22 protein-coding genes are annotated in these 26,612 nt (G+C 41.5%); 8 read left to right on the top strand and 14 right to left on the bottom strand.

The window, feature by feature from the left end; genetic code table 11:
• Positions 1–33 precede the first annotated feature (33 nt).
• From ACQY1X_RS10855 to btpA, 5 genes are all read right to left on the bottom strand, one after another.
• Positions 34–1,272: a DNA cytosine methyltransferase gene (locus ACQY1X_RS10855; protein WP_123230857.1), complete on the bottom strand. Its 1,239-nt coding sequence runs from the start codon at positions 1,270–1,272 to the stop codon at positions 34–36.
• A gap of 48 nt (positions 1,273–1,320) precedes the next feature.
• Entirely contained in the window at positions 1,321–1,536 is a 216-nt protein-coding gene (locus ACQY1X_RS10850) for a hypothetical protein (RefSeq protein ID WP_002732823.1), read from the bottom strand.
• A 117-nt stretch (positions 1,537–1,653) separates the two neighbouring features.
• On the bottom strand, positions 1,654–2,832 hold the full coding sequence (locus ACQY1X_RS10845) for a DNA methyltransferase (protein WP_430015675.1): 1,179 nt from the start codon (positions 2,830–2,832) through the stop codon (positions 1,654–1,656).
• Positions 2,833–2,942: 110 nt separating this feature from the next.
• On the bottom strand, positions 2,943–3,929 hold the full coding sequence (locus tag ACQY1X_RS10840) for a vitamin K epoxide reductase family protein (protein WP_042790281.1): 987 nt from the start codon (positions 3,927–3,929) through the stop codon (positions 2,943–2,945).
• Positions 3,930–4,106: 177 nt separating this feature from the next.
• Positions 4,107–4,958 (bottom strand): photosystem I biogenesis protein BtpA, encoded by an 852-nt coding sequence (gene btpA / locus ACQY1X_RS10835; protein ID WP_004158629.1) that lies wholly within the window; start codon positions 4,956–4,958, stop codon positions 4,107–4,109.
• A 472-nt stretch (positions 4,959–5,430) separates the two neighbouring features.
• On the opposite strand from btpA, the gene rimO reads away from it, so the two are divergent.
• The 4 genes from rimO to ACQY1X_RS10815 all read left to right on the top strand — a co-directional run bounded on the left by rimO (position 5,431) and on the right by ACQY1X_RS10815 (position 9,599).
• Positions 5,431–6,744 carry a 30S ribosomal protein S12 methylthiotransferase RimO gene (gene rimO, locus ACQY1X_RS10830; protein WP_002776903.1) on the top strand — a complete coding sequence of 438 codons (1,314 nt, stop codon included), beginning with the start codon at positions 5,431–5,433 and terminating at the stop codon, positions 6,742–6,744.
• A gap of 41 nt (positions 6,745–6,785) precedes the next feature.
• The gene (locus ACQY1X_RS10825; RefSeq protein WP_002733094.1) at positions 6,786–8,225 is read left to right on the top strand and encodes a DEAD/DEAH box helicase; all 1,440 of its coding nucleotides are present in this window, start codon (positions 6,786–6,788) and stop codon (positions 8,223–8,225) included.
• 223 nt (positions 8,226–8,448) lie between these two features.
• Positions 8,449–8,802: a hypothetical protein gene (locus ACQY1X_RS10820; RefSeq protein ID WP_002776900.1), complete on the top strand. Its 354-nt coding sequence runs from the start codon at positions 8,449–8,451 to the stop codon at positions 8,800–8,802.
• A gap of 95 nt (positions 8,803–8,897) precedes the next feature.
• The gene (locus ACQY1X_RS10815; protein WP_430014546.1) at positions 8,898–9,599 is read left to right on the top strand and encodes a hypothetical protein; all 702 of its coding nucleotides are present in this window, start codon (positions 8,898–8,900) and stop codon (positions 9,597–9,599) included.
• A 79-nt stretch (positions 9,600–9,678) separates the two neighbouring features.
• On the opposite strand, the gene ACQY1X_RS10810 is transcribed toward ACQY1X_RS10815, so the two are convergent.
• The 5 genes from ACQY1X_RS10810 to ACQY1X_RS10790 all read right to left on the bottom strand — a co-directional run bounded on the left by ACQY1X_RS10810 (position 9,679) and on the right by ACQY1X_RS10790 (position 14,991).
• Positions 9,679–10,335, bottom strand: a complete 657-nt coding sequence (locus ACQY1X_RS10810) for an MAE_28990/MAE_18760 family HEPN-like nuclease (RefSeq protein WP_430014545.1) — start codon at positions 10,333–10,335, stop codon at positions 9,679–9,681.
• On the bottom strand, positions 10,335–11,447 hold the full coding sequence (locus tag ACQY1X_RS10805; protein WP_430014544.1) for a DUF262 domain-containing protein: 1,113 nt from the start codon (positions 11,445–11,447) through the stop codon (positions 10,335–10,337). The genes ACQY1X_RS10810 and ACQY1X_RS10805 overlap by 1 nt, the downstream gene beginning before the upstream one ends.
• Before the next feature lie 367 nt (positions 11,448–11,814).
• On the bottom strand, positions 11,815–12,168 hold the full coding sequence (locus tag ACQY1X_RS10800) for a phenylpyruvate tautomerase MIF-related protein (RefSeq protein ID WP_002734736.1): 354 nt from the start codon (positions 12,166–12,168) through the stop codon (positions 11,815–11,817).
• 623 nt (positions 12,169–12,791) lie between these two features.
• Positions 12,792–13,247 carry a peroxiredoxin gene (locus ACQY1X_RS10795; protein WP_002732461.1) on the bottom strand — a complete coding sequence of 152 codons (456 nt, stop codon included), beginning with the start codon at positions 13,245–13,247 and terminating at the stop codon, positions 12,792–12,794.
• Positions 13,248–13,296: 49 nt separating this feature from the next.
• Positions 13,297–14,991: an ABC-F family ATP-binding cassette domain-containing protein gene (locus tag ACQY1X_RS10790; RefSeq protein ID WP_430014543.1), complete on the bottom strand. Its 1,695-nt coding sequence runs from the start codon at positions 14,989–14,991 to the stop codon at positions 13,297–13,299.
• 135 nt (positions 14,992–15,126) lie between these two features.
• On the opposite strand from ACQY1X_RS10790, the gene ACQY1X_RS10785 reads away from it, so the two are divergent.
• The gene (locus ACQY1X_RS10785; RefSeq protein ID WP_430014542.1) at positions 15,127–16,770 is read left to right on the top strand and encodes a CocE/NonD family hydrolase; all 1,644 of its coding nucleotides are present in this window, start codon (positions 15,127–15,129) and stop codon (positions 16,768–16,770) included.
• Here ACQY1X_RS10785 and ACQY1X_RS10780 read toward each other — a convergent pair.
• The 3 genes from ACQY1X_RS10780 to ACQY1X_RS10770 form a co-directional block, all read right to left on the bottom strand.
• Positions 16,753–17,328, bottom strand: coding sequence for a hypothetical protein (locus ACQY1X_RS10780; RefSeq protein ID WP_002741242.1), 576 nt, complete (start codon positions 17,326–17,328; stop codon positions 16,753–16,755). The two genes, ACQY1X_RS10785 and ACQY1X_RS10780, sit on opposite strands and share 18 nt — an antisense overlap.
• Positions 17,329–17,821: 493 nt before the next feature.
• Positions 17,822–18,781 (bottom strand): aldo/keto reductase, encoded by a 960-nt coding sequence (locus tag ACQY1X_RS10775; RefSeq protein WP_430014541.1) that lies wholly within the window; start codon positions 18,779–18,781, stop codon positions 17,822–17,824.
• Between the two features lie 358 nt (positions 18,782–19,139).
• Positions 19,140–20,639: an SLBB domain-containing protein gene (locus ACQY1X_RS10770; protein ID WP_430014540.1), complete on the bottom strand. Its 1,500-nt coding sequence runs from the start codon at positions 20,637–20,639 to the stop codon at positions 19,140–19,142.
• Between the two features lie 130 nt (positions 20,640–20,769).
• Between ACQY1X_RS10770 and ACQY1X_RS10765 the strand changes: the two genes are divergently transcribed.
• Positions 20,770–22,968, top strand: coding sequence for a phosphoketolase (locus tag ACQY1X_RS10765; protein ID WP_430015674.1), 2,199 nt, complete (start codon positions 20,770–20,772; stop codon positions 22,966–22,968).
• Positions 22,969–23,034: 66 nt separating this feature from the next.
• Here the strand turns inward: ACQY1X_RS10765 and ACQY1X_RS10760 are convergent, their stop codons facing one another.
• The gene (locus tag ACQY1X_RS10760) at positions 23,035–23,970 is read right to left on the bottom strand and encodes a 2OG-Fe(II) oxygenase (protein ID WP_430014538.1); all 936 of its coding nucleotides are present in this window, start codon (positions 23,968–23,970) and stop codon (positions 23,035–23,037) included.
• Positions 23,971–24,054: 84 nt separating this feature from the next.
• Between ACQY1X_RS10760 and ACQY1X_RS10755 the strand changes: the two genes are divergently transcribed.
• Complete coding sequence (locus ACQY1X_RS10755) at positions 24,055–25,182, top strand: ABC transporter permease (protein WP_430014537.1); 1,128 nt, start codon at positions 24,055–24,057, stop codon at positions 25,180–25,182.
• Positions 25,183–25,262: 80 nt separating this feature from the next.
• Positions 25,263–26,489, top strand: coding sequence for a glycoside hydrolase family 10 protein (locus ACQY1X_RS10750; protein ID WP_430015673.1), 1,227 nt, complete (start codon positions 25,263–25,265; stop codon positions 26,487–26,489).
• Positions 26,490–26,612 lie beyond the last annotated feature (123 nt).

Genomic DNA, 26,612 nt, shown 5'->3' with positions numbered 1-26,612 from the left:
GATTAGGTAAAAACTATTTACTTTTAGTCAAAATTAATTAACTTCTAACCCCGGAATGCTTAACTGTTCAGTTTTTGGCTGTGTTTCCCCGATATAATCCTCTTGCAACATATTAATTAAACAGCCACCAAGATGATAGGCCATATTAACGGGAACCGCGTTACCAATCTGTCGATATTGAGAGGTTAAATTACCAGTAAATTGCCAATCATCGGGGAAGGACTGCACTCGTGCATATTCTCTCACAGTCAGAGGACGAGTTTCTTGGGGATGACATCTTTCTGTTTGGGTTTGTGCCGGACTACAGGTAATAGTTAAAGCCGGTTCATCCCAAGATAATCTTTTAGCATATCCTGTCCGTCCGCCGTGATTTTTGAGACTATTTTTCATATATTCTTTTTGAATATCCATCGGCAAATTCCGCCAATTTCCTCCTGGGGGAACTAAGGACATAATCTCTTTTTTTCTTTCTTTATATTCTACTCCTAGAGAAGTTGGACAATTCTCTAAGGCTTTTTTCAGAGAAATAGTATAATTTTTATATTGGGGAAAAATGGGTTTAATATTTAGGTCTTGACGGGTGGCAATAATAATTAATCTTTCTCTTTTTTGGGGAACATCAAGAAATTGAGCCGATAAAACTTGATAAGCAGCATAATAACCGATTTCCTGTAAAGCTTGCAGCATTAATTGCAGAGTTTCTCCTTTTTTATTGCTTAATAATCCTCGAACATTTTCGGCTATAGCGATTTTAGGTTGCACTTCCTGTAAACAACGAGCAAATTCAAAAAATAGGCTTCCTCTCAAATCTTCTAATCCTTTTCCTAACCCAGCATAACTAAAAGGTTGGCAGGGAAAACCTCCAGCTATAACATCTATTTTGTCTCTAAAATCGGAAAATTTAAGCTTTTTTATGTCTTGATTTATAACATTCCATTGCGGTCGATTGAGTCTTAAAGTATTAACACAATCTTGATTAATTTCCACCAGTAATTGGGTTTTTAGTCCCGCATTTTCTAAACCTAAAGCCATACCACCACAGCCAGCAAATAATTCAATAACCGTGTAATTAGTTGGCTCAACAGTTTGTAAAATTCTCAATTCTCTGGGGGATTGGTTATTTTTAAGATTGGTTAATTGCTCGAGATCAAATAACCAATCAACTTGATTGATTTTCTGACCTTTGATTAATTTTTTCTTTTGCCATGTTAGTATTTCTGCGGTAGTTACACCGAGAATATTAGCGGCTTTTTGTAGATTTACCTGAGTCATAACCAATAATTAGCAACTTATCTACATCTCTACTATACATCAAAGTAGCTAAACTTGATAAAGTTCTTTTTCGATTTTCCTGACTGTCATCTTTAACTTATTCAGGATAGTTTCATAGATAAAATCATCAATTAGACGACAAATTTGATAAGTATCTACCAAGTCATGAGTAACAAAGGTAGGAATTTTGAGCGAAGGTTTCTGTAAATTAATTTCTTCTAATAATTGGGTCAAGTTATGGCGATAAGAGTATAAATAGCTCATTATAGTTAGTTGCTGGGTTGGGATTGTTTACTGTTTAATTACAACTATAGCAATAGTCAATAAATTGTGAAAAAGCATCAAATCTTTTCAATTCGTTAAAATTAAATATTAACAGGGTCAAATATATAATCTCTTATCTAAAATTGGTGTTTTTTGAATATTATTGACTTTGGCAATTGCTGATTCTAAACATAGCTGGTTTTCTGAAGATACAAACAGCCTACTGCTTTCCAATACCTCGAATGCTACCTCTCTAGAAATTTGTTCTATTACCTCTTGGCTAACTTGATTATTTAAGTTAATAAAATTAATTATATCCTCTATAATAACTTTACCAAATTTATTCTTAAATTTTCTTTTTTGTCTTAATACTTTCTGGAATAGCTTGGTTTTGACACCTATTTTTTCAATAATATCAGCATTATAAAAAGGTACGCCAAGAACGTTAGATTCTTGTCCTACAATTAAAACAATTCTTGCTTGCTGCTTGCTGACTCTTGCCAGTTCCTTTAAAATGTCACCCATATCTAAACAGTATTGTACTACAGTGTAGAAACGATTACTCCTATTTGCTCTATTAGAGCCAATTTCTGACTTGGCTATCTTGAGTAAATCCCATCCTAAGATTTCAGCAGATTGACGATAATTTTGATGGTAATTAAAAACATTTATATAGGGTGGAGAAGTCACAACAAAATCTATCTGATTATTTTTTAGTGGTAGAGAACGAGCATCAGATAATCCAACCCTGATCGGCTTTTGAGAGTAAGGTAGCTTAGTAATTATATTACTAAGATGTAAAAATTTTTTCTGAATAAATTCCTGAGTAATTTTATTGTTACACACATCAAGAAGGATTACCAAAGCATCAAATAAAACCTTTGACCGATCCGGTAGCATATTCCTAGTATTTTGCAATTTATCTACTAAATTTTCTACTTGATCACTGACTTCAAAAATTCTCAAAGGAAATTCTTGATCGACGATATTTCTCAGGTTTTTAAGAACTTCTTTTTTTTGAGAATCATTGATAAATTCATAGGTATGACTCATGATATAAGCAGCGGGATTAATCTCAAATCCATAAGCTTCTAGGGATAAATAACTTGCCTCTAGTAAAACAGTTCCGCTACCCACAAAAGGATCGAGAATGACCGAATTAGATGGGCAATAGAAACTTAAAATAGTCTCTATCAGTTGGGGTGAAAACTGACCTCGCCAAGCAAATAAATTGGCTCTAGTTTTCTCAATAATGTCAAGTTTTTCTTGGGGTATAGGTTGATCAAAATCTGGCAACTTTCAATCTCCCTCTATTGCTAAAATCAAAATTCAAGTTCTACTTTATCTAGAGAACAAACACTATAAAATGTCGGGGCTGAACAGGGTTCAACCCCCTCAATATTTTCCTACTTGCGTCCCAGAACTGTATATTTAAAATTCATCGGGCCGGTATAACCGGAAATCTCCGCTAATTTCTCTAATCTTTGGGTTCCCGAATATTCTTGACCCTTAATAATCCAAGTGGGGAAACCTTTAATTCCGGCATCGCGACAAGCTTGGGGATTACCATTAACCCCTTGGGGATCGCATTCGATATAAACCCCTTCTTTTTTGAGGATTTCTCCCGCTTCCTTACCAAATAACTGTTTTTGATCGTAACAGTGGGGACACCAAAAAGCCCCGTATTCTTTCGCACCAATTGCTTTTAAATGTTGAGCCAGGGCAATTTCTGCCTCTCCCGAAACCGTGGTTACTTCCCAACCGTAGGGGGGGGTAGCCGCTGTCATTGGCCGGGTAATTTCTTCTTTTCCTCCTGTCACGGTGGGGGAATTTACTCCCGTATAAACCGCTAAAGTTCCCACCAAAGTAATCATCGCCACCACAACCATCGGCAGTATAATTTGTCCTAAACCTTCCCATTCGCGACCGATAATTGTGAGAATTAATAAGGTTAAAGCGAACAAAGCCGAAGTAATGCAGTAGGGACACAATTCCTTTAAGTCCGTGGCTAGAATATACATTAAATAACCACTAAATACCGCCATCGCCGTCGCCCCCGCTAACAGCAATAACCAAGTATTATTTTCTAAACTTTTGCGGAGATTTTTCTGAGTTTCCCCATTAATAAATAGAGGACTGAGGGCAAAAACCGCCATGGCAATATAGGCCAAAAAACCGAACAAACTCAAGGGCAGCCCGAAAACCGTAGCGTAGGGACTATTAAGCACACCAGTACAACCAGCCCCATCACTAGCCCCGGCGGTACAGGCTGCAGCCCCTCCCATCAGTTTGGTAATGGTTAAATAGCCGGTCAGAATCGCTCCCACGATCGAAATGCTCGCAATTAGAGGCCGGGAGTAGCGATGAATCCAAGGTACAGAACGACGACGCATAATATTATTTAGATTAAATTACAGCAGAATTCAGGAGTCAGGAGTCAGGAGAGAAATCTAAATGTACTTTGTTGAAAGGAAAAATTCCCTAACCATATTGTGTTAATTAGGACGTTTTCAATTCCTAAAAACTTAGGATAGCTATCCCCTGAAACTATCCGCCATTCTAGCAAGGGGTTATGTGGACAGAGGCAAAGAAGGGAGAGAATTATTAATTTTTGCCTTTTGATCGTTGATCTGCCGGGCCGTTTCCACAAATTGCGACACCCGGATCGGATCCACCGGTTCAGTAATTTTGCCATGACGCTTGAGGGAACTAGCCACGATCACCCCATCGGCAGCCGGCAGCAACCGCCCGATATTGTCCAAATCAGCCCCGCTGCCGATAAAAACCGGTGTTCCCTTGGCCGCCGCCACTGCCAGTTCCAAATCCTCAAAACTGGGGGGGCTACCGGTAGCCCAACCGGAGAGGATCACCCCGTCTGCCAGTCCCCGTTCGATCGTATCTTGCACCGCCGTAGTCAGATTAGGGGTTCCCAAGGGGCGGGCGTGTTTAACCAAAACATCCGCTAAAATTTTGACCTCAGACCCCAATTCGCGCCGATAACGCAGGAGTTCGTGGGCCTGACCCTCAATAATGCCCTGATCGGTGGCCATAACCCCCGTTAGCACATTAACCCGAATAAATTGGGCATTGACACAGGTAGCGATCGCTAAGGCACTATGGGCATCATTGCGGAGAACATTAAGACCAATCGGTAGGACCACCAGATTTTTAATGCGATCAACAATTAAAGTCATGGCACTAACCACGGCGGGATCCACCTGTTGCTTAGTAAAGGGGGCATCAAAAAAATTCTCGATAATCAAACCATCAACACCACCGGCAGCCAAAGCCGTCGCCTCCTGTTCAGCCCGCTCGATCACCGTCTTGAGACTGCCACCCCAACGGGGGGAAGTGGGCAGGGGGGCGAGATGAACCACGCCAATAATCGGGTTTTTTGTCTTGAAAGTTGCAATTAAGTTCACAGCGTCTACTACTCTTAGCGTCCCCAACCATGCGCCGCTCACCCATTTTAACAGGGTGAAGGCCTACCCACGGTTCCACGGGGGGGAAATTATTTTAACTTAGTGCCAGCATTCGTCCCGATGCGCTTAGTGCGATGGGACGGGGCTTTTCAAGGGGCGAAGTAATTCGCCCCACAGTTCCCCTCATCAATGCTGACTTTGTATATAGACAATTCCAAAAAACTATGTTATCATAAACGGGTCTTGACCACTATTCCTTAAGCGATAACCGAGCTTCGGCGGGTCGTGTTGCAAGAAAAAGTGTGGGTCTTAGGAACTAGGACTGCTGCCTGTAGAGGGAAGGTAAGACTTGCTATCTTTCGAGGTAGAAAGCGCATCCCATTGAAGCAGGAAGCTCTCAAATCCGTTGAGAGTAGTTCACAATGTCTTAACATTAAAAGAGAAGTTTAAGATTTGGTTGATACTCGATCGCATGGGCAATAAGCCAACCATCGCTATCTCACACCTAGGCTGTGAGAAAAACCGGATCGACTCCGAGCATATGTTAGGACTGCTGGCCAAGGCCGGCTATCCCGTAGATAATGACGAGGAGTTGGCCGATTACGTTATCGTTAATACCTGTAGTTTCATTCAAGCAGCTAGAGAAGAATCCGTTCGCACCCTCGTGGAACTGGCGGAAGCTAATAAAAAAATTATTATCTCCGGCTGTATGGCCCAACATTTCCAAGATGAACTGCTGACGGAATTGCCGGAAGCCGTGGCCATTGTCGGCACGGGGGATTATCAGAAAATTGTCGAGATCGTCGAACGGGTAGAGACGGGAGAACGAGTCAAAGAAGTCAGCACCGATCCCACTTTTATCGCCGATGAAAATCTGCCCCGTTATCGCACCACTACCGAAGGAGTCGCCTATCTGCGGGTGGCCGAAGGCTGCGATTATCGCTGTGCTTTCTGCATTATTCCCCACCTGCGCGGCGATCAGCGATCGAGATCGATCGAGTCCATTGTGGCCGAAGCGCGACAATTGGCCAGCCAAGGGGTGCAAGAATTAATTCTCATTTCGCAAATAACAACCAATTATGGGTTAGACTTATATGGCGAACCCAAATTAGCGGAACTCTTGCGAGCGCTGGCAGAAGTCGATATACCTTGGATTCGCGTTCACTACGCTTACCCGACCGGGTTAACGCCAAAGGTTATCGAAGCGATCCGAGAGAGCCCGAATGTTTTACCCTATCTAGACCTGCCGCTACAGCATTCCCATCCCGACATCCTGCGGGGGATGAACCGTCCCTGGCAAGGACGAGTCAACGATGGCATTATCGAGCGGATCAAGCAAGCTATCCCGAACGCGGTTTTACGAACGACTTTTATCGTCGGTTTCCCCGGAGAAACCGAGGAACATTTCAGCCATCTGCTGGAATTTGTCAAGCGTCATGAGTTCGATCACGTCGGGGTGTTTACCTTCTCCGCCGAAGAAGGTACAGCCGCTTTTGGCCTGCCCAATCCAGTGCCACAGGCAATTATGGACGAACGCCGCGAAAGGTTGATGTTAACTCAGCAACCAATCTCGGAGCGCAAAAATCAAGCTTATATCGGTCAAACTGTCGATGTTCTCATCGAACAGGAAAACCCAGAAACAGGCGAATTAATCGGGCGTTCCGCTCGTTTTTCCCCAGAAGTAGATGGCTTGGTTTATGTGACAGGGGAGGCGATTCTAGGTGCGATCGTACAGGTCCGAATCACTGCGGCCGATACCTACGATCTCTACGGCGAAATAGTCTAATTTTTCCATTTTTCTTATTTAATTCCCACAAAACAATCCCTATGACCACTGGTTTCAACAATTTAGGTTTATCCGATAGCCGTATTCAACACCTAGAAACGCTTGGATTCACCACCCCCACGGAAATTCAAACCAAAGCCATCCCTCTCCTTCTAGAAGGGCATGACATGGTAGGAATGTCACAAACGGGAACCGGCAAAACCGCCGCCTATTCCCTGCCTTTACTGGAACGCATGGACACCAAAAATCCTAACGTTCAAGCTTTAATCCTCACCCCCACCCGGGAATTAGCCCAACAGGTGGCCAGCGCCATCAAAGATTTCTCTGATGATCGTCGTCTCTTTATCCTGACAGTCTGTGGTGGTCAATCCATGGAACGTCAGATCCGCAGTCTGGAAAAAGGTGTCCAGATTGTGGTCGGGACTCCCGGCCGGGTAATCGATCTGCTCGATCGCAAAAAACTCCATCTCGAATCCTTAAACTGGGTAGTCCTCGATGAAGCGGACGAAATGCTCAGTATGGGTTTTATCGATGATGTTAAGAAAATTCTGCAAGCATCCCCCTCCACCCGTCAAACCGCCTGTTTCTCGGCAACTATGCCCCGGGAAATCCGCGATTTAATCGCTAATTTCTTGAAATCTCCCGTTTCTGTGACGGTTTCTCAACCCCAGGCCGCTCCTGCTAAGATTGAGCAGAAAATTTATCTGATCCCTCGCGGTTGGACGAAATTAAAAGTCCTGCAACCCCTGTTAGAGATCGAACCCCTAGAATCGGCGATTATTTTCGTCCGCACCAAGCAAACCGCGGCCGAATTAACCAGCAAACTGCAAGAAGCGGGGCAAACGGTGGATGAATACCACGGTAACTTAAGCCAAGTGCAACGGGAACGACTGGTGCAACGTTTCCGCGAGGGCAAAATTAAATTAGTGGTAGCCACGGATATCGCAGCCCGCGGTCTAGATGTGGAAAATCTCAGCCACGTTATTAACTATGATCTGCCGGATAATGCCGAAACCTATATTCACCGCATTGGCCGCACCGGCCGCGCTGGTAAAACAGGAACTGCTATATCCTTAGTAGAACCGATCGATCGGCGTTTATTACGTCAGATTGAACAGCGTTTGCGTCAACGTCTGGAATCTAGTCCCATTCCTAGTCGCACCGAAGTGGAAGCAAAACGCCTGGCCAAGCTGCAAAATCAGCTAAAAGAGGCTTTATCGGGGGAACGGATGGCTTCTTTCTTGCCTTTAGTGCGGGATTTAAGTGAAGAATACGATCCCCAAGCGATCGCGGCTGCTGCCCTGCAAATGATCTACGATCAAAATTGTCCCCAGTGGATGAAAACCGATTGGGAAGTTCCCGCAGCGACGAGCAGTAAACCGGTGATTAATAAAACTCCCCGCAGTGGTGGTAGTAAGTACCCCTCCAAGTCGAATAACCGTCCTTCCCTGGACAAAAAAATCGTCTTTCAAGAACGTTAATTTTTAGTTCTTGAATAGATAACTTTAAGAGTTGATAGACCGTTTTGGTTCTATCAACTTTTTTTTGTCAGGTAATTTCCCAGTACGTCGTCGAAAGCATTCTACATAATTTTATAGCTAAACTTTTGATAATTGATTCTAATCAAGTATTTGGGCTTTGTTTGACATTTTTACTGATAATTACCATATAATTGTCTTAAATGAATAAATTTGAATATTTAATATGTCGAGTTCGTCAGAACCTTATCGTGGGAGGGTACAAGCTCAAGGAGACGATATCCAGCAAGAGGGTGGATACAGTTGCCCTTGGGCAAGAAAAAATCCTGTTACTGCTAAAGAAGGATTATTATTTCTTGCTAATATTAAAGGGCAATGCAGCGAATGTCAACGAGAGGAACGGAAACAAGCTTTTAGAAAAGCTGAACGCTTTGTTACAAATGCTAGTGAGCAAGGTGGTGTCACTCCAGAGGCACAACCGCACTCATTTCAGGATTCTAAACGTAAAACTAAAAACGCCCGTGTAGATATTGAAATTCGCAGTGGTCTTACCTTTATCCCTTCGCCCCAAACAGAATGACAACGATGCTTAGAAGAGTACAACAATTTTTAGACTCTGGCGATAGTGATAACGCTAGAGAAGAAATTGATAGAGCTTTCGGCAATCTGAGAAGGGTGGATAGTCATGTTAGAGAGTTTGCAGATCTGTTGGCACTGGGATCGATCAAAGCTTCAGAAATCGGCTTAGGGGTATTGGGACGTAAGCTTCTACAGAATGACAGCGAGATTAACAATGAGGTTGTTTGGTTATTTATTGCGTCAATTTTATCTCGCAATAGTATTCCCCCTGATAGTTCATCTAGAATCAGCCTACTTGTTCTTACCGCTTCTGTCAATAATTGGGAATTACCAATTTTTGCGCTTCTTGCCCCTGCCCTCGACGCTTTTTTTAAAGTTAGTCTTGCGGACGGAACCCCTTTAATTGCCGAACAAACTTTTGATTTTTTGGCCACTTGGGGAAGAATTTATGCGAAAGCACCTCATGTCAAAACGCAGCTTCAAGAACTTCAATCTCTTAGTAATAATCTATTAGAGCAAGTAGATGACTCAGAGTTAAAAGCTGAATGGTCAGAGGGAATTAATATATTTTTTGAAGAAGCCAGGACAACCAAATATTCAGATAGTAATGTTTTTTCTGCTGGTGAAGAATTAATTAAAAAAATTTATAATACTCAAAGTTTACAGCGCAATACAGAAGATAAGAATTTGGCAGAGACAAAAGACAAGTTACTCCGATTAGTCACTTCGTCTCTTGCCACTATTGGAACAGTTCTTGATAGTGATGGAGTCATACTAAATCCGGTTATTAAAAACTGATTATTTATTTCCCCTTTTGTCTCTTGCATGAGTGCCTGTTCTGATATGTAGCGCATACTCAACGGATTTAGTATTAACCCTATATACTTTTGACTTTTTTATACTGTTCTGTCACGGCGGCATTTAATAGATCATCTTTAAAATCTCTGATTAATTTAATTACTAAATTATAAGTATTGATGTATTCTTCATAATCGATAGTTAAATACTTGCCATGAGCAATTTTATTTCTTTGGGTGAGAAGTTGTTCATCAATAGCTTTCTGCTTCAGTTGATAATCACTATCATCAATTCCTAGAATAGTACAGATATCAGTGAAAACTTCAAAATTGAGATTAGATTTGGTGTTAATAATATTTTCGTAGGGTATATAAGCTCTATTTTCTAGGTTATCAAGTAAATTTTTGATCATCTCTTTTTGTAACTTAAATTTATTGGTTTTTATTAACTCATTTATAGATTTTCTAGAACTAAGGGCAACGAAACAGTAATCCAGTTCATGATAATTTAATTTTCTTAAGGAAACAAACTGCAAATAACATTCTGCTGCATATTTAATAAAACCTTCCCAATGGGCATAGAGAGTGGTTATTCCGACTCTAATTAATACATCTTGCTCAGTTCCTTTTTGTGGAGGAATTTTAGTTTTTAAAATACTAATTTCTCTGATTCGCCATGCCATATCTTCATCTAAGTTTTTCTGGAGAATTTCGATAGTTCTATTATCTTTACTCATTACTTTTTAAAATATTTTTTGCCAAATTCAATCATTTTGAGCATTCTAGTTCTAGCTCTCGATCCCGTACCGATGTTATAAATAAAGTCAGATTCTGACCACATTTCCTGAATTTTTGTTCTTAGCAGTTCAATATCTTGAGTAGAGTAATCATCAATATTTTCTCGTAATCCTGTGGTGATCGCTTCATAAGCAGAATCGAGAAATTTACCCTTAAATCTTGTTCCATCATATTTGGTAAAAGTATCTTCATTCGTCGCTTGATCAAGCAATAAAAACATTTTAGCGAATTTTTCTTGCTCTAACACACGATCAAAAGTCCTGGAATTGCATAATTCTATCAGATAGTCAGTCAAATATTCATTAACCTCTTTTTTGTTCAATGATTTTGGATCAAATGTGGGAGAAGACAGGGCAAAATATTTAAGAATTAGTTCCAAGTCGTAGCGTTCTTGTCTTAATCGCTCGGATAGGGAAATACAATTTTTAAAGTTCTCATTTTCTGCCAAGTCTTCTAACCACTTATATAGGCTTTTATCTAGCATAATCAAAAGACAATTACGCACCTCTTGATAAGATAAAAAAGAGCCACCGGTATTTAAACGATCAAAAACTTCAAACTTAGCATTTTTATCCGATTCTTTTTGGATAATCTGAACCTGTATTTTCGCTCTTTTGAAGTCTATTTTTAGAGATGGGGGCAAATTATACTCTCCTTCCTCTGCACCTTCCCACATAACTCCGTTTAAGCTAGGTAATAAGTTAGTACCTTGAAGCACCAGTTTCGGTTTTTTCTTAGTTTCATCGTCCTCATCTCTTAAATCGCCAACAAATTCCAAAATTGTTGAAATCCTTTGTAATCCATCCACCAATTCCCAAACACTATCTTCTTCTCTCTGATAGACAAAAATAGAGGGAATAGGAATTCCTAATAGTATCGATTCTATGAATCGGCTTTTTTGGGCTATTGTCCAACGAAAATATCTTTGAAAATCTGGATTAATTGTCATTTCTTTGTCATTATAAAGACTAATAATCTCTCCGATTGACATAGGATAGTTATCGGTACGAAATTCTTTAGTTTTTGCCTTAACTTCTTCTAATAAATTCATCTTATAGCAGTTATCTTAATGGTGAAGTACAAAGTTTTCGTTTTGGGGAGCCGGTCGTCAGGATTCGATACCAAATTAGGTTACACTTCATCTTTAGAAACAAAGCTGTAATTTTTCTATACTTAGTATAATCTCTCTATTCTACTTTTATACCATCCGCCAATTCAAAAATGAAACGCGTCAACCTCAAGAGTTGACAGAAAAAGGCTCATCCCCGCAATTGGCACAAACATCAATTTTCAGGTGGCTAATCTGCAAAGACGCGATTTATGTCCCGATATTGCGGTGATGTTAGCTTGGATTGAACAGGCGAAAATCTTAACCAGAGAGTTAAAATAAGCCCTATCTCCGATAATTTTGGCATAAATTAGCCAAAAGTAGTGCCATTCCATCCCCAAAGATCACCTTTCGCCTCGGCAAATTCTAGATAAATGCGATTTTTCGGTATTCCTAAATAAGCCTCAATTTCTTGACAAAAATCACTACTCATGCTTTTAGTTTGAGCGGCGGAAATAGAACCAACACTTTTAATCTCCACATAACACACCGGCTCAAAAGTGCCAGCAAAAGTCATTTTTATCCCCGATTCTAAAGCTGTCATCACATAGGATTCGGGTTTTCCCAGATGTTTAGCTAATTTAGCCGAAAGACTCTGCAAAAGTTGATTAACCGTCTCATCATCGAGGGAGGTGACAGAAGTTTGAATTTTAATTAGAGGCATAGGAAAAATCTCAGCAATATTTTTCTATAATATAGCGTTTCCTGTTCGCAAGAGGTACATTATCGATGTTAAAAAGCTTAATCAGCAAAGGTTTAAGTTTGCCAGACAGGTGTGAGAACCGCTATAAGTACCTTTTTTATCCAGAAAAGCGATCGATGATTGTTTTGATAATTTATCTCAATTAGATGACTGTGATCCCTTCTGTTTTTTAGAAAGGGTTGCCACTTCTGAGCAAGCTTTTCCACAAGCAGAACATATCAACGTTGACGATGGTTGACGCTGGCTAAAACCGAGGAGAACAACCGATCACTATCTAGTCTCTAAAGACAGTTAAGGAGGTACAATTTGGATAGAATCTCAAGCAGGTGAAGGAGCAACTTTTTATTTTACTTGGCATAAAAATCCTCCTAGTTAAACCCCAACTAAGTTGAGAACCGTGGTTTTTCCTCCTCTGTTTTAAGATGAGTTTTGATCCATAAGCGATCAGCTAAAACCAGAGGAGAAGCAGCAATTCAGACTTTAATTGGCGTATTTTTTAGTCAGAATCAGCACAATTATCGGATAGATGTTTTAATTTCTTCCCAAGTAATTATCTGATCGGGATTTCTTTCGTGATCATCAACCTAAAAAGATTTAATTGTGTTCAAAGATTCGGTAACGTGAGCCTTAAAATCTAACATAGAATCAAAAATATGTCTGACGATTCCCTCTTTATCAATGATATAGGTAACTCGTCCGGGGAGGACAAATAAGGTAGCGGGAACACCGAATAATTTCCGCACTCGGTTATCGCTATCACTTAAAAGGGTGAAGGGAAGATTATATTTTTGGGCAAATTGTTGATGAGATTGGGGACTATCGGCACTAATACCAATAACTTCCGCACCTGCATCGGTAAACACTTCGTAACTATCGCGGAAAGCGCAGGATTCTGCGGTACAACCCGGGGTGTCATCTTTGGGATAGAAATAAATGACCAGGGATTTTTTACCGATTAAATCGCTGATATTAACCGTTGTCCCTGTTTGGGAGGGGAGAGAAAAATTAGGAACTCGATCGCCTACTTTTATAGCTGCCATAAGATTAATTAATTGATAGATAATCGTGGATAGGTTGATACTCTACATTCTAACCTTTTTTGGCCTTTTGTTTAGCGCGTTTAGCGGCAGATTTGGCCGCTTTTTCGGTTTCAATGCGTTTTTGTTCGGCTTTTTGTTTTTCTTCGTCTAGTTTTTCTAGATAATAGTGATAATCTCCCGCATAGACAATTAATTCACCATCCCGAATCTCGACAATTTTGTTAGCTACCTGGGAGATAAAATAACGATCATGGGAAACAATTAAAACCGTGCCTTCATAAACTTTTAAAGCCGATTCTAACATTTCCTTGGCGGGAATATCGAGGTGATTAGTGGGTTCATCGAGAATTAATAAGTTAGCGGGAGCAAGTAACATCTTGGCTAAAGCAAGACGCGCTTTTTCGCCACCACTCAAGGATTCTACTTTTTTTAATACCGTTTCCCCACTGAATAAAAATCGCCCCAAAAGACTGCGAACTTCCACATCTTTCCAATCGGGAACTTCATCATGAATGGTATTTAAAACAGTTTTAGTTAGGTCTAAAGCTTCTGCTTGGTTCTGCTCAAAATAACTAGGAATAACGTTATGTTTACCGATTTCAATCGAGCCTTCTGTGGGGGTTTCTAACCCAACAATTAAACGTAAAAGCGTCGATTTTCCCGCCCCATTCGGACCTAAAAACGCCACTCTATCGCCCCTTTCTATTTCCAGATTTGCTCCCAAAAAGAGAATTTTATCATCGTAAATGTGAACAAGATTTTTGATAGTTACCACTTCTCGACCACTACGCACTGCTGGAGGAAACTGGAATTTTAAGGTACGCACATCGGCGATTGGTGCTTCAATTTTTTCCACCTTTTCTAATTGTTTTTCCCGGCTTTTTGCTTGGGTGCTACGGGTGGCACTGGCCCGGAACCGATCGACGAAAACTTGCTGTTTTTCTAGTTCTTTTTGTTGACGTTCGTAGGCACTTAACTGAGCGGATTGTTGTTCATATTTTTGCTGTAGGTAGGCAGAATAATTACCTAGATAAGTGGTAGAAACCCCCCTTTCAGTTTCGACAATTTTGGTACAGAGGCGATCAAGAAATTCCCGGTCGTGGGACACTATGACCATGGGAGTGGTTAAATCCTTGAGGAATTTTTCTAACCATTCAATAGTTTCTAAGTCTAAATGGTTAGTTGGTTCATCGAGGAGTAAAATGTCGGGAGTTTGCAGGAGAATTTTGCCTAAACTCATCCGCATTTGCCAACCACCACTAAAGGAGCTTACCAAGCGATCACCGTCATCAATAGTAAAGCCCATTTCTGGTAAAATCTTCTCGATGCGTGCTTCTAATCCGTAACCATCTAATGCCTCAAATTGTCTTTGTAGGCGATCTAATTGATGAATTAAGCGATCTAATTCTTCAGGGTCAGCTTTTTCCATCTGCTGGGGAATTTCTATTAGTTGATGGTGGACTTGATTCGCTTCTTTAAACACCGTCCAAAATTCCTCGCGTACCGTCCGACGGGGATCCACTTCAAATTCTTGGGTAAGATAGCCGATATGGAGACTGGTAGGACGGATGATCTCCCCGGCGGTGGGTTCCACTTCCCCCATAATAATCTTCAGTTGGGTGGATTTTCCGGCCCCATTGACTCCCACCAACCCGATGCGATCGCCAGTTTTTACTTCCCAAGTGACATCTTTTAACACTTCTCCCGTTGGGTAAATCTTACTAATTTTCTCTAGTCGTAGCATCGCTGATTTTTCTCCAGTCCTAGGCAATTGAGGCAGTCCGCCTTTATTGTAACATTTAGTTAAGCTTTATCTAGTCTTGGTCAAGTTTTCTCGATTGAGCCACCTGACAGTATTTTTGATCTGAAAGAGATAATAATGTTTAATCCCTACCCCATAAAAAAAGAAACAGCTAGTTTCATCACCAAAGATGGAATTAGTTTAGCTGCCGATATTTATCGTCCCGATAGTAGGGAATTTTTTCCCATTTTACTAATGCGACAACCCTACGGAAAAGCGATCGCTTCCACGGTGGTTTATGCCCATCCTAGCTGGTATGCAAGTCAGGGTTATATTGTAGTAATTCAGGATGTGCGGGGACGGGGAAACTCGACGGGAAATTTTAATTTATTTGCCCATGAAATTAGCGACGGATTAGAAACTATTGAATGGGTTTTAACTATTTCTAATAATACGGGTGTGGTGGGAATGTATGGTTTTTCCTATCAGGGAATGACCCAATTATATGCGGCTGCTAATGGTCACGGTTCTTTAAAAACTATTTGCCCAGCGATGATTGCTCACGATTTATATCGAGATTGGGGTTATGAAAATGAAGCATTTAATTTACAATATAATCTCGCTTGGTCAATACAATTAGCTGCGGAAACAGCTAGATTAAAAGGGGACGAAACTGCCTATCAAAAACTCTGGGTAGCTTCCCGAAATTTACCCCTTTTTGATCCTATTGCAGCCTCTCCCCAAATTTTACAGGATTTAGCCGCCGATTCTTTTTATCACGATTGGATTACTCGTTATCTTCCCGATGACTATTGGCAAAATTTATCACCGCAACACCTTTTAAAAAATATCGATTTGCCGATGTTACATATCGGGGGTTGGTTCGATCCTCATCTCCGGGGAACTTTGAGTTTATACCAAGAAATGCAAAGTCGTTCTATTTATCCCCAACGGCTAATTATTGGTCCTTGGACTCATCTACCCTGGGGGAGAAAAGTAGGAGAGATAGATTATGGTCAAGAGGCAATTAGTCCTGTGGATAAAATGCAGCTGCAATGGTTTGATTATTTCTTAAAAGGTCAGGAAACGGAGTTATTAAAAAATCCTCCCCTGTATCTATTTCAAATGGGGTCTAATCAATGGCAATATCTGGAAAAGTTTCCCAGAGAAAATCAGCAAATTTATTATCTTGCTAGTCAAGGTTTAGCCAATCTGCGCGAGGATGAGGGGAAATTAAGCGCGATTTTGTTAGAACCTGCGATCGAGGATATCATAGTTCACGATCCTTGGCGACCAGTGCCATCTTTAGGAGGTCATAGCGCCCTACCGGGGGGAATATTCGACCGCACCATGCTAGACTGTCGCAGTGATGTGATTACCTACACTTCTCCCCCTCTAGAGAAGGATTTAACGATTTTGGGTAGTCCCCGTCTGGATTGTTATTGTCAAGCAGATGCGGTTAGTTTCGATATCTGCGCGGTGGTTTCTCAAGTTACCCCCGATGGTCGAGTTTTTAATATCACTCAGGGTTATAAACGGGTAAATAATCCCGAATCATCCCTAAATATGGCCATGCAGGCTACTTTTATCACTATTCCTCAAGGTCATAGCTTGCGTTTGAGTCTCAGTGCCTCTTGCTTTCCTGCACATCCCGTCAATGCGGGGACCGGCAGCTATCCCCACCAGAGTCGAGCGATCAATTTTTCTACTATCACAATTAAGGTTTTTTGTCAAGGAAATTTTCCTGCAAAATTGCTATTACCTTTAGTCGGGGAAAGCTAAACCGCTGCGGGGATCACGAATGTATAAACCTAACACCAGCGAGGAGATAACCGTATCCCAGACGGGGGTGAATTTGTCCGCATCATCGACCCAATAATCCATAGTAATTAAACATTGAACCCCGGAACCAATACCCACGGCAATGCGCGAATAAGCGGGACGATTTTCTTGGGGGTCGATGAATTGAATTTGCACCCAAACAATGCGGACAGTTTGACGTTTTTCTTGGATAACTTCGCCGATTTCGTGAGGATTGCGGCTATCTTCACGAGCTAACTTTTTGACCATTCCTTTTAGGGGTAATTCTTTCCAATCTCCGGGGGGAAGTAAATTATAGGAAACCTCTAAACGACAATCATCATCGGGGGGTTTTCTATCTAAAAAACGAAAGGAATTATCATCGGGTTCAAAATGCCAATCTTGAGGAACTTCAAAGCGCACTGCACCGCGACCAGCTACAAAAATACTGTTACCCGGACTAGATTTCCAGTTATGATCTGGATTTAAGTCGAGGGTTTCTTTAATCCATTGCAGATTGTGTTTTTTGGATTTAGCCATAGGGATAATCCTGCGGTAAGAATCGGACTATAGCTATCATTATACAGGCTTTTTCCTGAGAATTAAATAGGGTGCATCTCACTTTTGTAAATCTACTAAGTAAAACGTAGGGTGCGTTACTAACGCACCACCTATCATCAACTAAGTAGCCAGTTACAATCAAAGAACAGGAACTGAATCTCACTTTCGTAAATCTACTAAGTTGGGATTTTTAAAGGGAAACTCTCTTTTAAAATTGGGCGTTACTTCCGATTTTATCACTCAATCCAAGCTTTTGGGGGTTCTACCCCCCAAACCCCCCGTTGGGGTCGTGGCGCCGCCCCCAAACCCCCCGCGCATTAGTTTTTCGGTGGGATGCTTAGACGCGATTGTTCATATTTTTGTACCAATTTAAGAGTCACTGATAATTGCTGATTGTCGGTATTTCTGCAAATGTTGAGATGCACCCACCAAAACTTCTATCCTCACCCTTAGGATAACTGCTGCATAATTCTTAGAAATCCCACAGCACAGGATTATCATCCAAGAAATCAGTTACCTGTTTACCAATATTATCAATTAATTTTAGGTCTTCTGGGGTTAAATTAATTGTCATTGCTTGAGCGTTATTAACTGCTTGAGCGGCATTTCTTACCCCAGCAATTGCATTAGTTTGAGGTTGCTTGATTAACCAAGCAAGAGATAATTGAGCTAGGGAACAATGATAGCGGTTAGCAATCGGTTCTAATTGATTTAAAGCCGCTTGTACCCTCTGAAAGTTTTCGCCATGAAAGAGTTTATTTTTAATTCTATGATCCTCTGCTGCCAACTGATAACCATTTCTAAATTTTCCTGTTAATAAACCTTGGGCAAGGGGAGAATAGGCTAGAATAGAAATATTATTTTCTATACAATAGGGCATAATTTCCTTTTCTACCGAGCGCCAAAAGAGAGAATAGGGAGGTTGAATACTCTCAATTCTGCCGTATTGACGAGCTTCTTCCAGTTGAGAGCGGGAGAAATTGGAAACCCCTATAGCGCGAATTTTTCCCTGTGCTTTCAGATAATTAAGAGCAGCCATAGTTTCAGAAATAGGCACTATTTCCGTGTTCCATGAGCCACTAGGCCAATGAATTTGATAAAGATCGATATAATCAGTTTGGAGGTTTTTTAAAGAGCGATCACAAGCGGCGATAACTTCCTCGTATTTGAGGTGATTAGCAAAGACTTTCGTGGCATAAATTACCTGTTCTCGCACATCGGCCAAAGCTTGAGCGACAATCGATTCCGAGTGACCTTCCCCGTAGATTTCGGCTGTATCTATAGTGGTAATTCCTGCCTCAAAAGCGGCACGAATAGCCCTAATACTTTCCTTATCTTCAATACCTGCCCACATCTTTTTTCCTGCTTGCCAAGTACCCACGAGAAGGGGAGTAATTTCTATATTAGTCTGACCGAGATAGCGTTTTTGCATAACAGTTTTTTTGATGGGTTAAGTATGCTTAGGGTTTTAGTCGAGTTTAGGGTTTAAAATCTGAGCTAAAGAGGACTAAAGTGACAAGGATAAAAACCTTTACCAGTAGGGGTGTAAAGAACAAACTTAATAAGCCACAAAAAAGACCTAATAAGCAGGTACTGAGGCTAATTATTTCGCCGTGAACATTGTAGCTAATCGACAGGGAGATTAGGGCTAGAGTAAGGAGAAAAATCATAGTTTTCTTTCCTGAGTCTCTTGAGCAGAAAAGCCGTGACTGCTCACGACTTTTCGCCGTTTCTATATCTATTATTAGCTCGATTACTTAGCTAATGACATCGGGTTAAAGTAAACTTTTTTAACGGAAAAGATTAAAAAATCCGTTGAAGAGGCCTGTCAGACCGGTAAAGGGACTTAAAACCGTGCCAAGGGTGTCGGTGGCAGAGGCCAGATTGCTACGATGAACCACCACCACATCATTATTGCGGAGAATCGGGTTAGTTTTCTCGTTGATACCCTGGGAAAAATCGACGTTAATTGAGGTTTTGGTGACGGTTCCGTTAGGATTGAGACGAATTAATTCCACTGTGGACTGATTGGCCCGACGCTTATCAAAGTCTCCTGCGGTTAAAATTGCCTGATTGAGGGGGGTATTGGGAGGAACTTCAATTGTTCCCGGTTTTTTCACCTCCCCGACCACTTTCACGTTAATGGTTTTAGGGGCAAAACTGGCCGATGCTAGGGTTTCTGATTCCTTGGCCGAGATTTCAGTCGCGGTGGGGATAATCACCGTATCACCTTCTTGAAGAAAGATATCGCCGGTCATATCACCTTTTTCGAGTAAACTCCACAGATCTACCGGGATTTTCTGTTGGGAACCGTCACGAGTATAACGCAGCACTTGCACCTGTCGGATATCGGCGAGGGGTTTGATGCCTCCCGCTTGTTGGATAGCTTGGGTTAGTCGGGCCGGTTTCCTGGTACCGCCGCGCTCTTGTTCATTATTATTGTTATTGTTATTGTTGGGACTGGGGACAATACGATGGGACCCCGGACGATAAACTTCTCCCACCACAGTAACATTAATTTCTCGATCGCTATCTAGTCCAAAATTGGCATCGGCTAATTGATTGACTTCCCCGACGCTAAGGGTCGTTTTAGTGGGAATAACGATGCTATCGCCATCTCTAAGGCTAATATCTTGGGTTGTATCGCCTTTTTGGATTAATTGCCAGAGATTGGCTTGAATTAGCTGTTCTTGTCCCTTGAGGTTGCGTCGGATTTGAACTTGACCAATATCGGCCACCGTAGTCACTCCCCCCGCTTGCCGGATTATTTCGGTCAATAGGGGCGTTTTTTGGCTTTGTTCGGGGTTAATTGTATAAGTACCCGGACGATTGACTTCCCCCGCGATGGCGATTTGCAGAGGCCGGGGGGTGAGAACGCTAACAGTAACCACGGGACGTTTGAGATAGGTGGTGTAACGTTTGGCCAGGGTTTGGCTGGCTTCGGTGACGGTCATTCCCTCCACTTTGACGCTACCAATCAGAGGTAAAGTTAGGGTTCCATCGGCTAAAACAAGGAAATCGCCGCTTAAATCCGCGACTTGGTAGATGGTGACGCGCACTTTATCCCCTTCTCCTAGGGTATAATCTTTGCTTTCTGCGGGGATAGGGGCAATTGCTTCTTTAGGGGGTGCAGCACTACTAGGAGGAGTAGCTTGGACTGGGCGAGCCTCTAAGGAAGTTAGAGGGGCAATAGTGCCGATAATTAATAGATAACGCAGTGATTTGCTGATTAAATGCTGTAATTGGCTGCTATTTAACATGATCAATAGGATTAATTTTATTGCTAACATTGGCGATCAGTGTAGCACAAATAGTCGATCGCCTATGGAAACCCCTTGTAATATCGTATCTATCGAGAGTTACCGCTAACTGTAAGATGGTTTTAACGATTGCCTGTATGTAAAGGGGTATATTAATTTTATGACAGCTACTAGCACAATTCCCGATTTTTGTCAAGGGATAAAATATTTTTGGGGTTCCTTACCCGAATTTGATAAATATGCAGGAAAAGCCGCTATCGCTGAGGGAAAAACTGCTATTATTGCTCCTAATGACCCGAATGCTATCTATCAAACCCTCCTAGCCGCCGATGCTTTGCGTTACCTCACCCTACAAATCACCGCTACCAAAGAATCGGGACACCCCGGCGGTTTTGCCAGCGCTGCCGACGTAATTGCCTCTTTGATGATGTTAGGCCAGAAAAATATCTTCACCGAAGTGGGCCATCATGCCCCCGGTTTTTATAGTAACGTCTTTCTTGATCGCTCTCTCGAAGCCATGGGCATCAGCAACGTCACCGAATTGGGAGAACGTTTTCGGGAAAAACACGGACTTTTAGGGCATCTTTCTGGACAAATCCCCGGACTGCTCGGGCCGGCCGGTCCTTTGGGCCAAGGCCAACATTTCGCCATGGCAGCGGCCAAATTACACCCTAATACCCTTTTCCCTGTGACTATCGGGGATGGTGGTTTAGGAGAACCCTACATCATGAGTAGTTTTGGTCATTTTCACACTGCTTATCCCGAAATTACCAATTTTCTGCCGATTTTAGTCTGGAATGGCTATTCCCAAGAACACCATAGCATGGTGTCCCTGAAAACTAACGCCGAAATGGAAGCCTATTGGCGCGGTAATGGTTTCGAGGAAGTGATTTTAATTAATGCTAAAGACTTCGATGATGCTAATCAAAATGGGGAATATGTAGATAGCACCAAATTCTCTTTTAACCAGCGTCTGGAGTTCATGAAAGCGGTGTTAATAGCCACGGATAAAGCCGCCCAATTAGCCCTAGGTGGTAAACTAACGGTGATCATTATTAAACAACTGAAAGGGGCGGGAGTTCACAAACGGGGAGCGGCTTCCCATAATCTTTATCCGGGAGATTCTCTAGAAAAAGATTATATCGTTGCTGCCTTACAAGAACGCGCTTTACCCCCTGAAGCTTGGGCAATTGTTCGTACCAATTTCGAGCGCTCTGGAGGGGGTCCGGCAGCGGAAACAGTGGTAACGGAAAAAGTTCTCCCGCTGCCGGATTTAGGAACCTTACCGATGACGGAATATACTGTGGGTGGCGATAAAAAAGTGGCCACCACTGCTATGGGGGAATTAGTGGTAGCTGTGGGTAAAGCTGACCCCAATTTTGTTGTCACTAATGCTGATGGTAATGCCGCTTCGGGAATTAATAATATTAACGTCGGTTTAAAGATTATTCACCCCACCAGCGATGATACCTATTTCCAGAGTCCTAAAGGTCAAGTTTATGAGCCTTTAAGCGAGGATGCCTGTGCTGGATTAGCCGTTGGTTTATCTCTCTTGGGAGCGCGGACTTTATGGTGTTCCTACGAGTCTTTTGCTATAAATGGTTTACCGATTTGGCAGACTGTAACCCAAGCGATGGCCGAGTTACGTCGTCCCACCCCTTCTACTATTACTTTATTCACCGCCGGAGCCTTGGAGCAAGGACGTAATGGTTGGACACACCAACGCCCAGAGATTGAAAATTATTTCGCTGCTATGATGCGAAATGGTAATATTTTCCCTCTCTTTCCCTGCGATGCTAACAGTATTCAAGTCTGCTATGAATGGGCGTTAGGAACTAGCAATAAAGGCATTACAATCACCGCTAGTAAATCGCCTTTACCGGTGCGAACCAGCTTTGAGCAAACTCGTCAAGCTTTGGAAAAAGGCGGCGTAATTCTCCACGAATCGGAAGGCAGCAAAAAAGTCGTTTTTGCCGTCATTGGTGATATGACTTTATTACCCGTCTTTGAGTCTGCACAACAGTTAGAAGCAGCAGGAATCGGGGTAAAAATCGTCTCGGTAATTAATCCCCGTCGTCTCTATCGTCCTAGCGATGTGATGAGTGAAACTAGCTCGGAAGCTGATAATAATTTCCTCGATGATGCTGGTTTTGACAGTCTCTTTGCTGGTGATGCTTTAATCGGAGTAACCGGTGGTACAAGCGCCATGTTAGAACCGATTATGTTACGCAGTAATGCGCGTCGGGATGTCTTCGCTTGGAAACGGGGAGAAACCACCGCCAGCGCCGGGGAAATTATGGCCTATAATGGTTTAACTGCCAATGCTTTAACTACCCGTGCTACCCAGTTATTAGGCTAAGTTCCCAGTCAGTTTTTTTGATTATTCCCTACTTTCTTTGATTGGAAAATAGGGATTTTTTTCTGGTCACTTTTGCCAACGGGGTAAACTTTTAATAATTTTCCATAGGCGAGGATATTGGAGGGATAGATAGCGCTTAATATGGGATTTTAAACTAACTAAATCCTGAGATTCTTTCAGTTCTCTATCTTGATAAAAACGAATTAAATCATCCCGTCTTTTCAGTAAAATTTTAATTTGTTGGTAATCTTCCGAGCTTAAAACTTGATGGGGTTGAATATTTTCTGGCAGCGGGCGCGGGATGTAAAAAGTTGTATGAGATGGTGATAATTCCTCGGCTGGACGTTCTTTACTATAGAGATAGATAGAAAGAGATTTACGCGATAAATGCCGTTGATTTTCTGGTAAATTAATCTGAGAAAATCCATGCCATGAATGTTCATTAGTTTCAAAAATAAGACAACGATTAAAGATAGGTACAAAAGATTTAATCTTATTTTCTTCTGGTTGACGAGGATTGGAATGTAACTCTAGATTTCCTCCCCAATCTGCTTGCCATTGGGGATTTAAATAGATTAATAAATTCAAGCGGCGATGATACCAGTGACGCTCATCGAGGTTAAAATCAATGTGAGGGTCTAATTCTTGACCGTGTAAATTTTCATGGGTTCCACCCCCATAAAAACTAGGGTCTGGAATTAAATTATCAATACCGGTTAATTGGGAAATTAACTCTAAAAACTCTTGAGCTTGAACGTAGCAGCCAAACTGTTGATAAACACCCCCCAAACCGATTAAATCCTCATTAACCGCCTTCCCGCCAACTTTTCCTAACTCACTAATAGCTTTTTGCGAATTAAAACTGGGAAAATTTTCTAGCAAAATTTGCGCTTGCTCCCTCACTAAAAAATTATCGATGACCAAATGCTTAAACGGTTGCGCTGTCTCAAAATCTTGACGATAGACAGGAGATTTCTCATAAACAAGGGGATTAATAAACATTAGACAGCTTTTTTGTTGGTATGATGAATTGTAGCAATCAAACTGACAAAATAAAGATTAACTCTCCTATTGACCTCATCGCCTATGGACTGGTGGCACAAACTCAAAGATAATCCTCTCGCTCGTTGGGGAGCAGTTTTACTGTTAATCTTCTATTTAAGCGTAATGGCGGCGGATTTTGTCGCTCCCTACTCTCCCTACTCCTCCCAACCCGGTCAGTCTCTCCTACCCCCCACCCCAATCTTTTGGCGCTCGCAGTCGGGAAGTAACAAGGGTGAGTGGATTGGCCCCCACGTCTATCCCACCACTCAAAGTGCTATTAATATAGAAACTGGTGAGCGGAAGCTAATTAGAGATTTTAACAAACCCTTGCCGCTGCGTCTCTTGGTTCAGGGTGAAACCTATAATTTCGGTCAAATTCGCCTACCTTTGCCGCCAAAATGGAAGGAAGTAACTTTATTCCCCGGTATTCCTTTTGATATCCATCTGTTCGGGGTCATCGGCGATGGTAGAATCAATATATTGGGAACTGACGAATCGGGACGCGATAGTTTTAGTCGCCTGATTTTCGGAGGCAGAATTAGTTTATTTATCGGTTTGGTCGGGATTTTAATTTCTTTCCCTATTGGTTTATTTGTCGGTGGCATTTCTGGCTATTTTGGCGGTTGGTTAGATGCGATTTTAATGCGTTTTGTGGAAGTTTTAATGACTATCCCCGGCATATATTTACTCGTGGCCCTAGCAGCGGTTTTACCCGCAGGATTAACCAGCACCCAGCGCTTTTTATTAATCGTCCTGATTACTTCTTTTATCAGTTGGTCGGGATTAGCGCGAGTAATTCGCGGTCAAGTTTTATCCCTGAAAGAACAGGAATTTATTCAGGCTGCTAAAGCTATGGGAGCAAAACCTCTTTATATTATTCTGCGTCATGTGCTGCCCCAAACTGCTAGTTATATCATTATTTCCGCTACGTTAGCCGTGCCGGGATTTATCGTGGCCGAATCGGTTTTAAGTTTAATTGGTTTGGGAATTCAACAACCGGATCCTAGTTGGGGAAATATGCTTTCTTTGGCTACCAATGCCTCAATTATTGTTCTACAACCCTGGTTAATTTGGCCACCTGCTTTGTTAATTATTCTCACCGTTTTAGCTTTTAATTTACTCGGTGATGGTTTACGCGATTCTCTAGATCCTCGCAATTTAGAGAGATAATTTAGCCATTATCAGTTATCAGTTATCAGTTATCAGTTCACTGATAACTGATAAGTCTCCCCACTCCCCCACTTCCCATTATGAATAAAATCAGTAAAACCTTTAATAATTTCGCCGATGGTTTAGTGATTTATAGTCAAAGATACGGGAAAATAAGCTGGTTAATATTTTTAATTATCTTTGCTTGTATCATGACGATAACCTTTAATTTTCCCGCACAATCGACCAATCAAACCCAAGAAAAACCCGAAATTCGTGGAGTTTGGTTAACTAATATCGATAGTGAGGTATTATTTAAACGGGAAACCCTAAAAGATGCCCTTGATAGGTTGGCCGATTTAAACTTTAACACTATTTATCCCACGGTCTGGAATTGGGGTTATACACTCTATCCTTCTAGGGTAGCAGAAAAAGTGACAGGACGAGCGATCGATCCTCATGAATCTTTAAAAAATCGCGACTTTTTAAAGGAAATAATTAGCCAAGGTCATCGGAAAAAATTAAGAATTATTCCCTGGTTTGAATTTGGTTTTATGGCTCCTGCGGATTCAGAATTAGCCAAACGACATCCCGATTGGTTAACCCAAAGACAGGATAAAAGTGTGATTTGGTGGGAAGGAAAAGTGCATCAACGGGTGTGGTTAAATCCCTTACATCCGCAAGTACAAAACTTTATTACGGATTTAGTCAGCGAGATTATTACTAACTACGATATAGAAGGAATTCAGTTTGATGATCATTTTGGTTATCCCACCGATTTTGGCTATGATGAAACCACGATTAAACTCTATCAAAGGGAACATTCTGGACAATTACCACCGCAAGATTACCAAGATAAAGCATGGATTCAATGGCGGGCCGATAAAATTACTGACTACATGAATAGTTTAGCCCAGACGATTAAAAAGCACCAACCTAGAGCGATTATTTCCCTATCTCCTAATCCCTACACTTTCTCCCTAGAATCCTATCTTTTAGATTGGCAAAAATGGCAACAAAAAAACTTGATTGATGAATTAATAATACAAGTGTATCGAACTGATATGAACGCCTTTGACCTGGAATTATCCCAACCAGAATTACAACAAGCTAGAGAATCTATCCCCGTAGCTATTGGGATTTTATCTGGTTTAAAAGGTCGTCCGATTCCGATGGTTAATATTACTCAACAAGTGGAAAAATCGAGACAACAAAATTTTGGTGTTTCTTTCTTTTTCTACGAAACTTTATGGAATATCAGCAATGAATCTCCTTCCTATCGACGCAGGATTTTTCGGGAAATACTCCAGTCTGCTAATCCTAGCTAAAATGGCTGACTTTAAGCGAAATTATCGCCCTAACCTGGCTATAGTTTCTTAAGTTTATCTTTAAATTAAGAAAAAGCAGCAGGGAGAAACTAAAATCGCTAGAATGAAAAAAGACTCTCCCTT

Source organism: Microcystis protocystis FBCC-A270 (assembly GCF_050500235.1).
Classification (GTDB): Bacteria; Cyanobacteriota; Cyanobacteriia; order Cyanobacteriales; family Microcystaceae; genus Microcystis; species Microcystis ichthyoblabe_A.
This window is presented reverse-complemented; position numbering and strand designations above follow the sequence as displayed.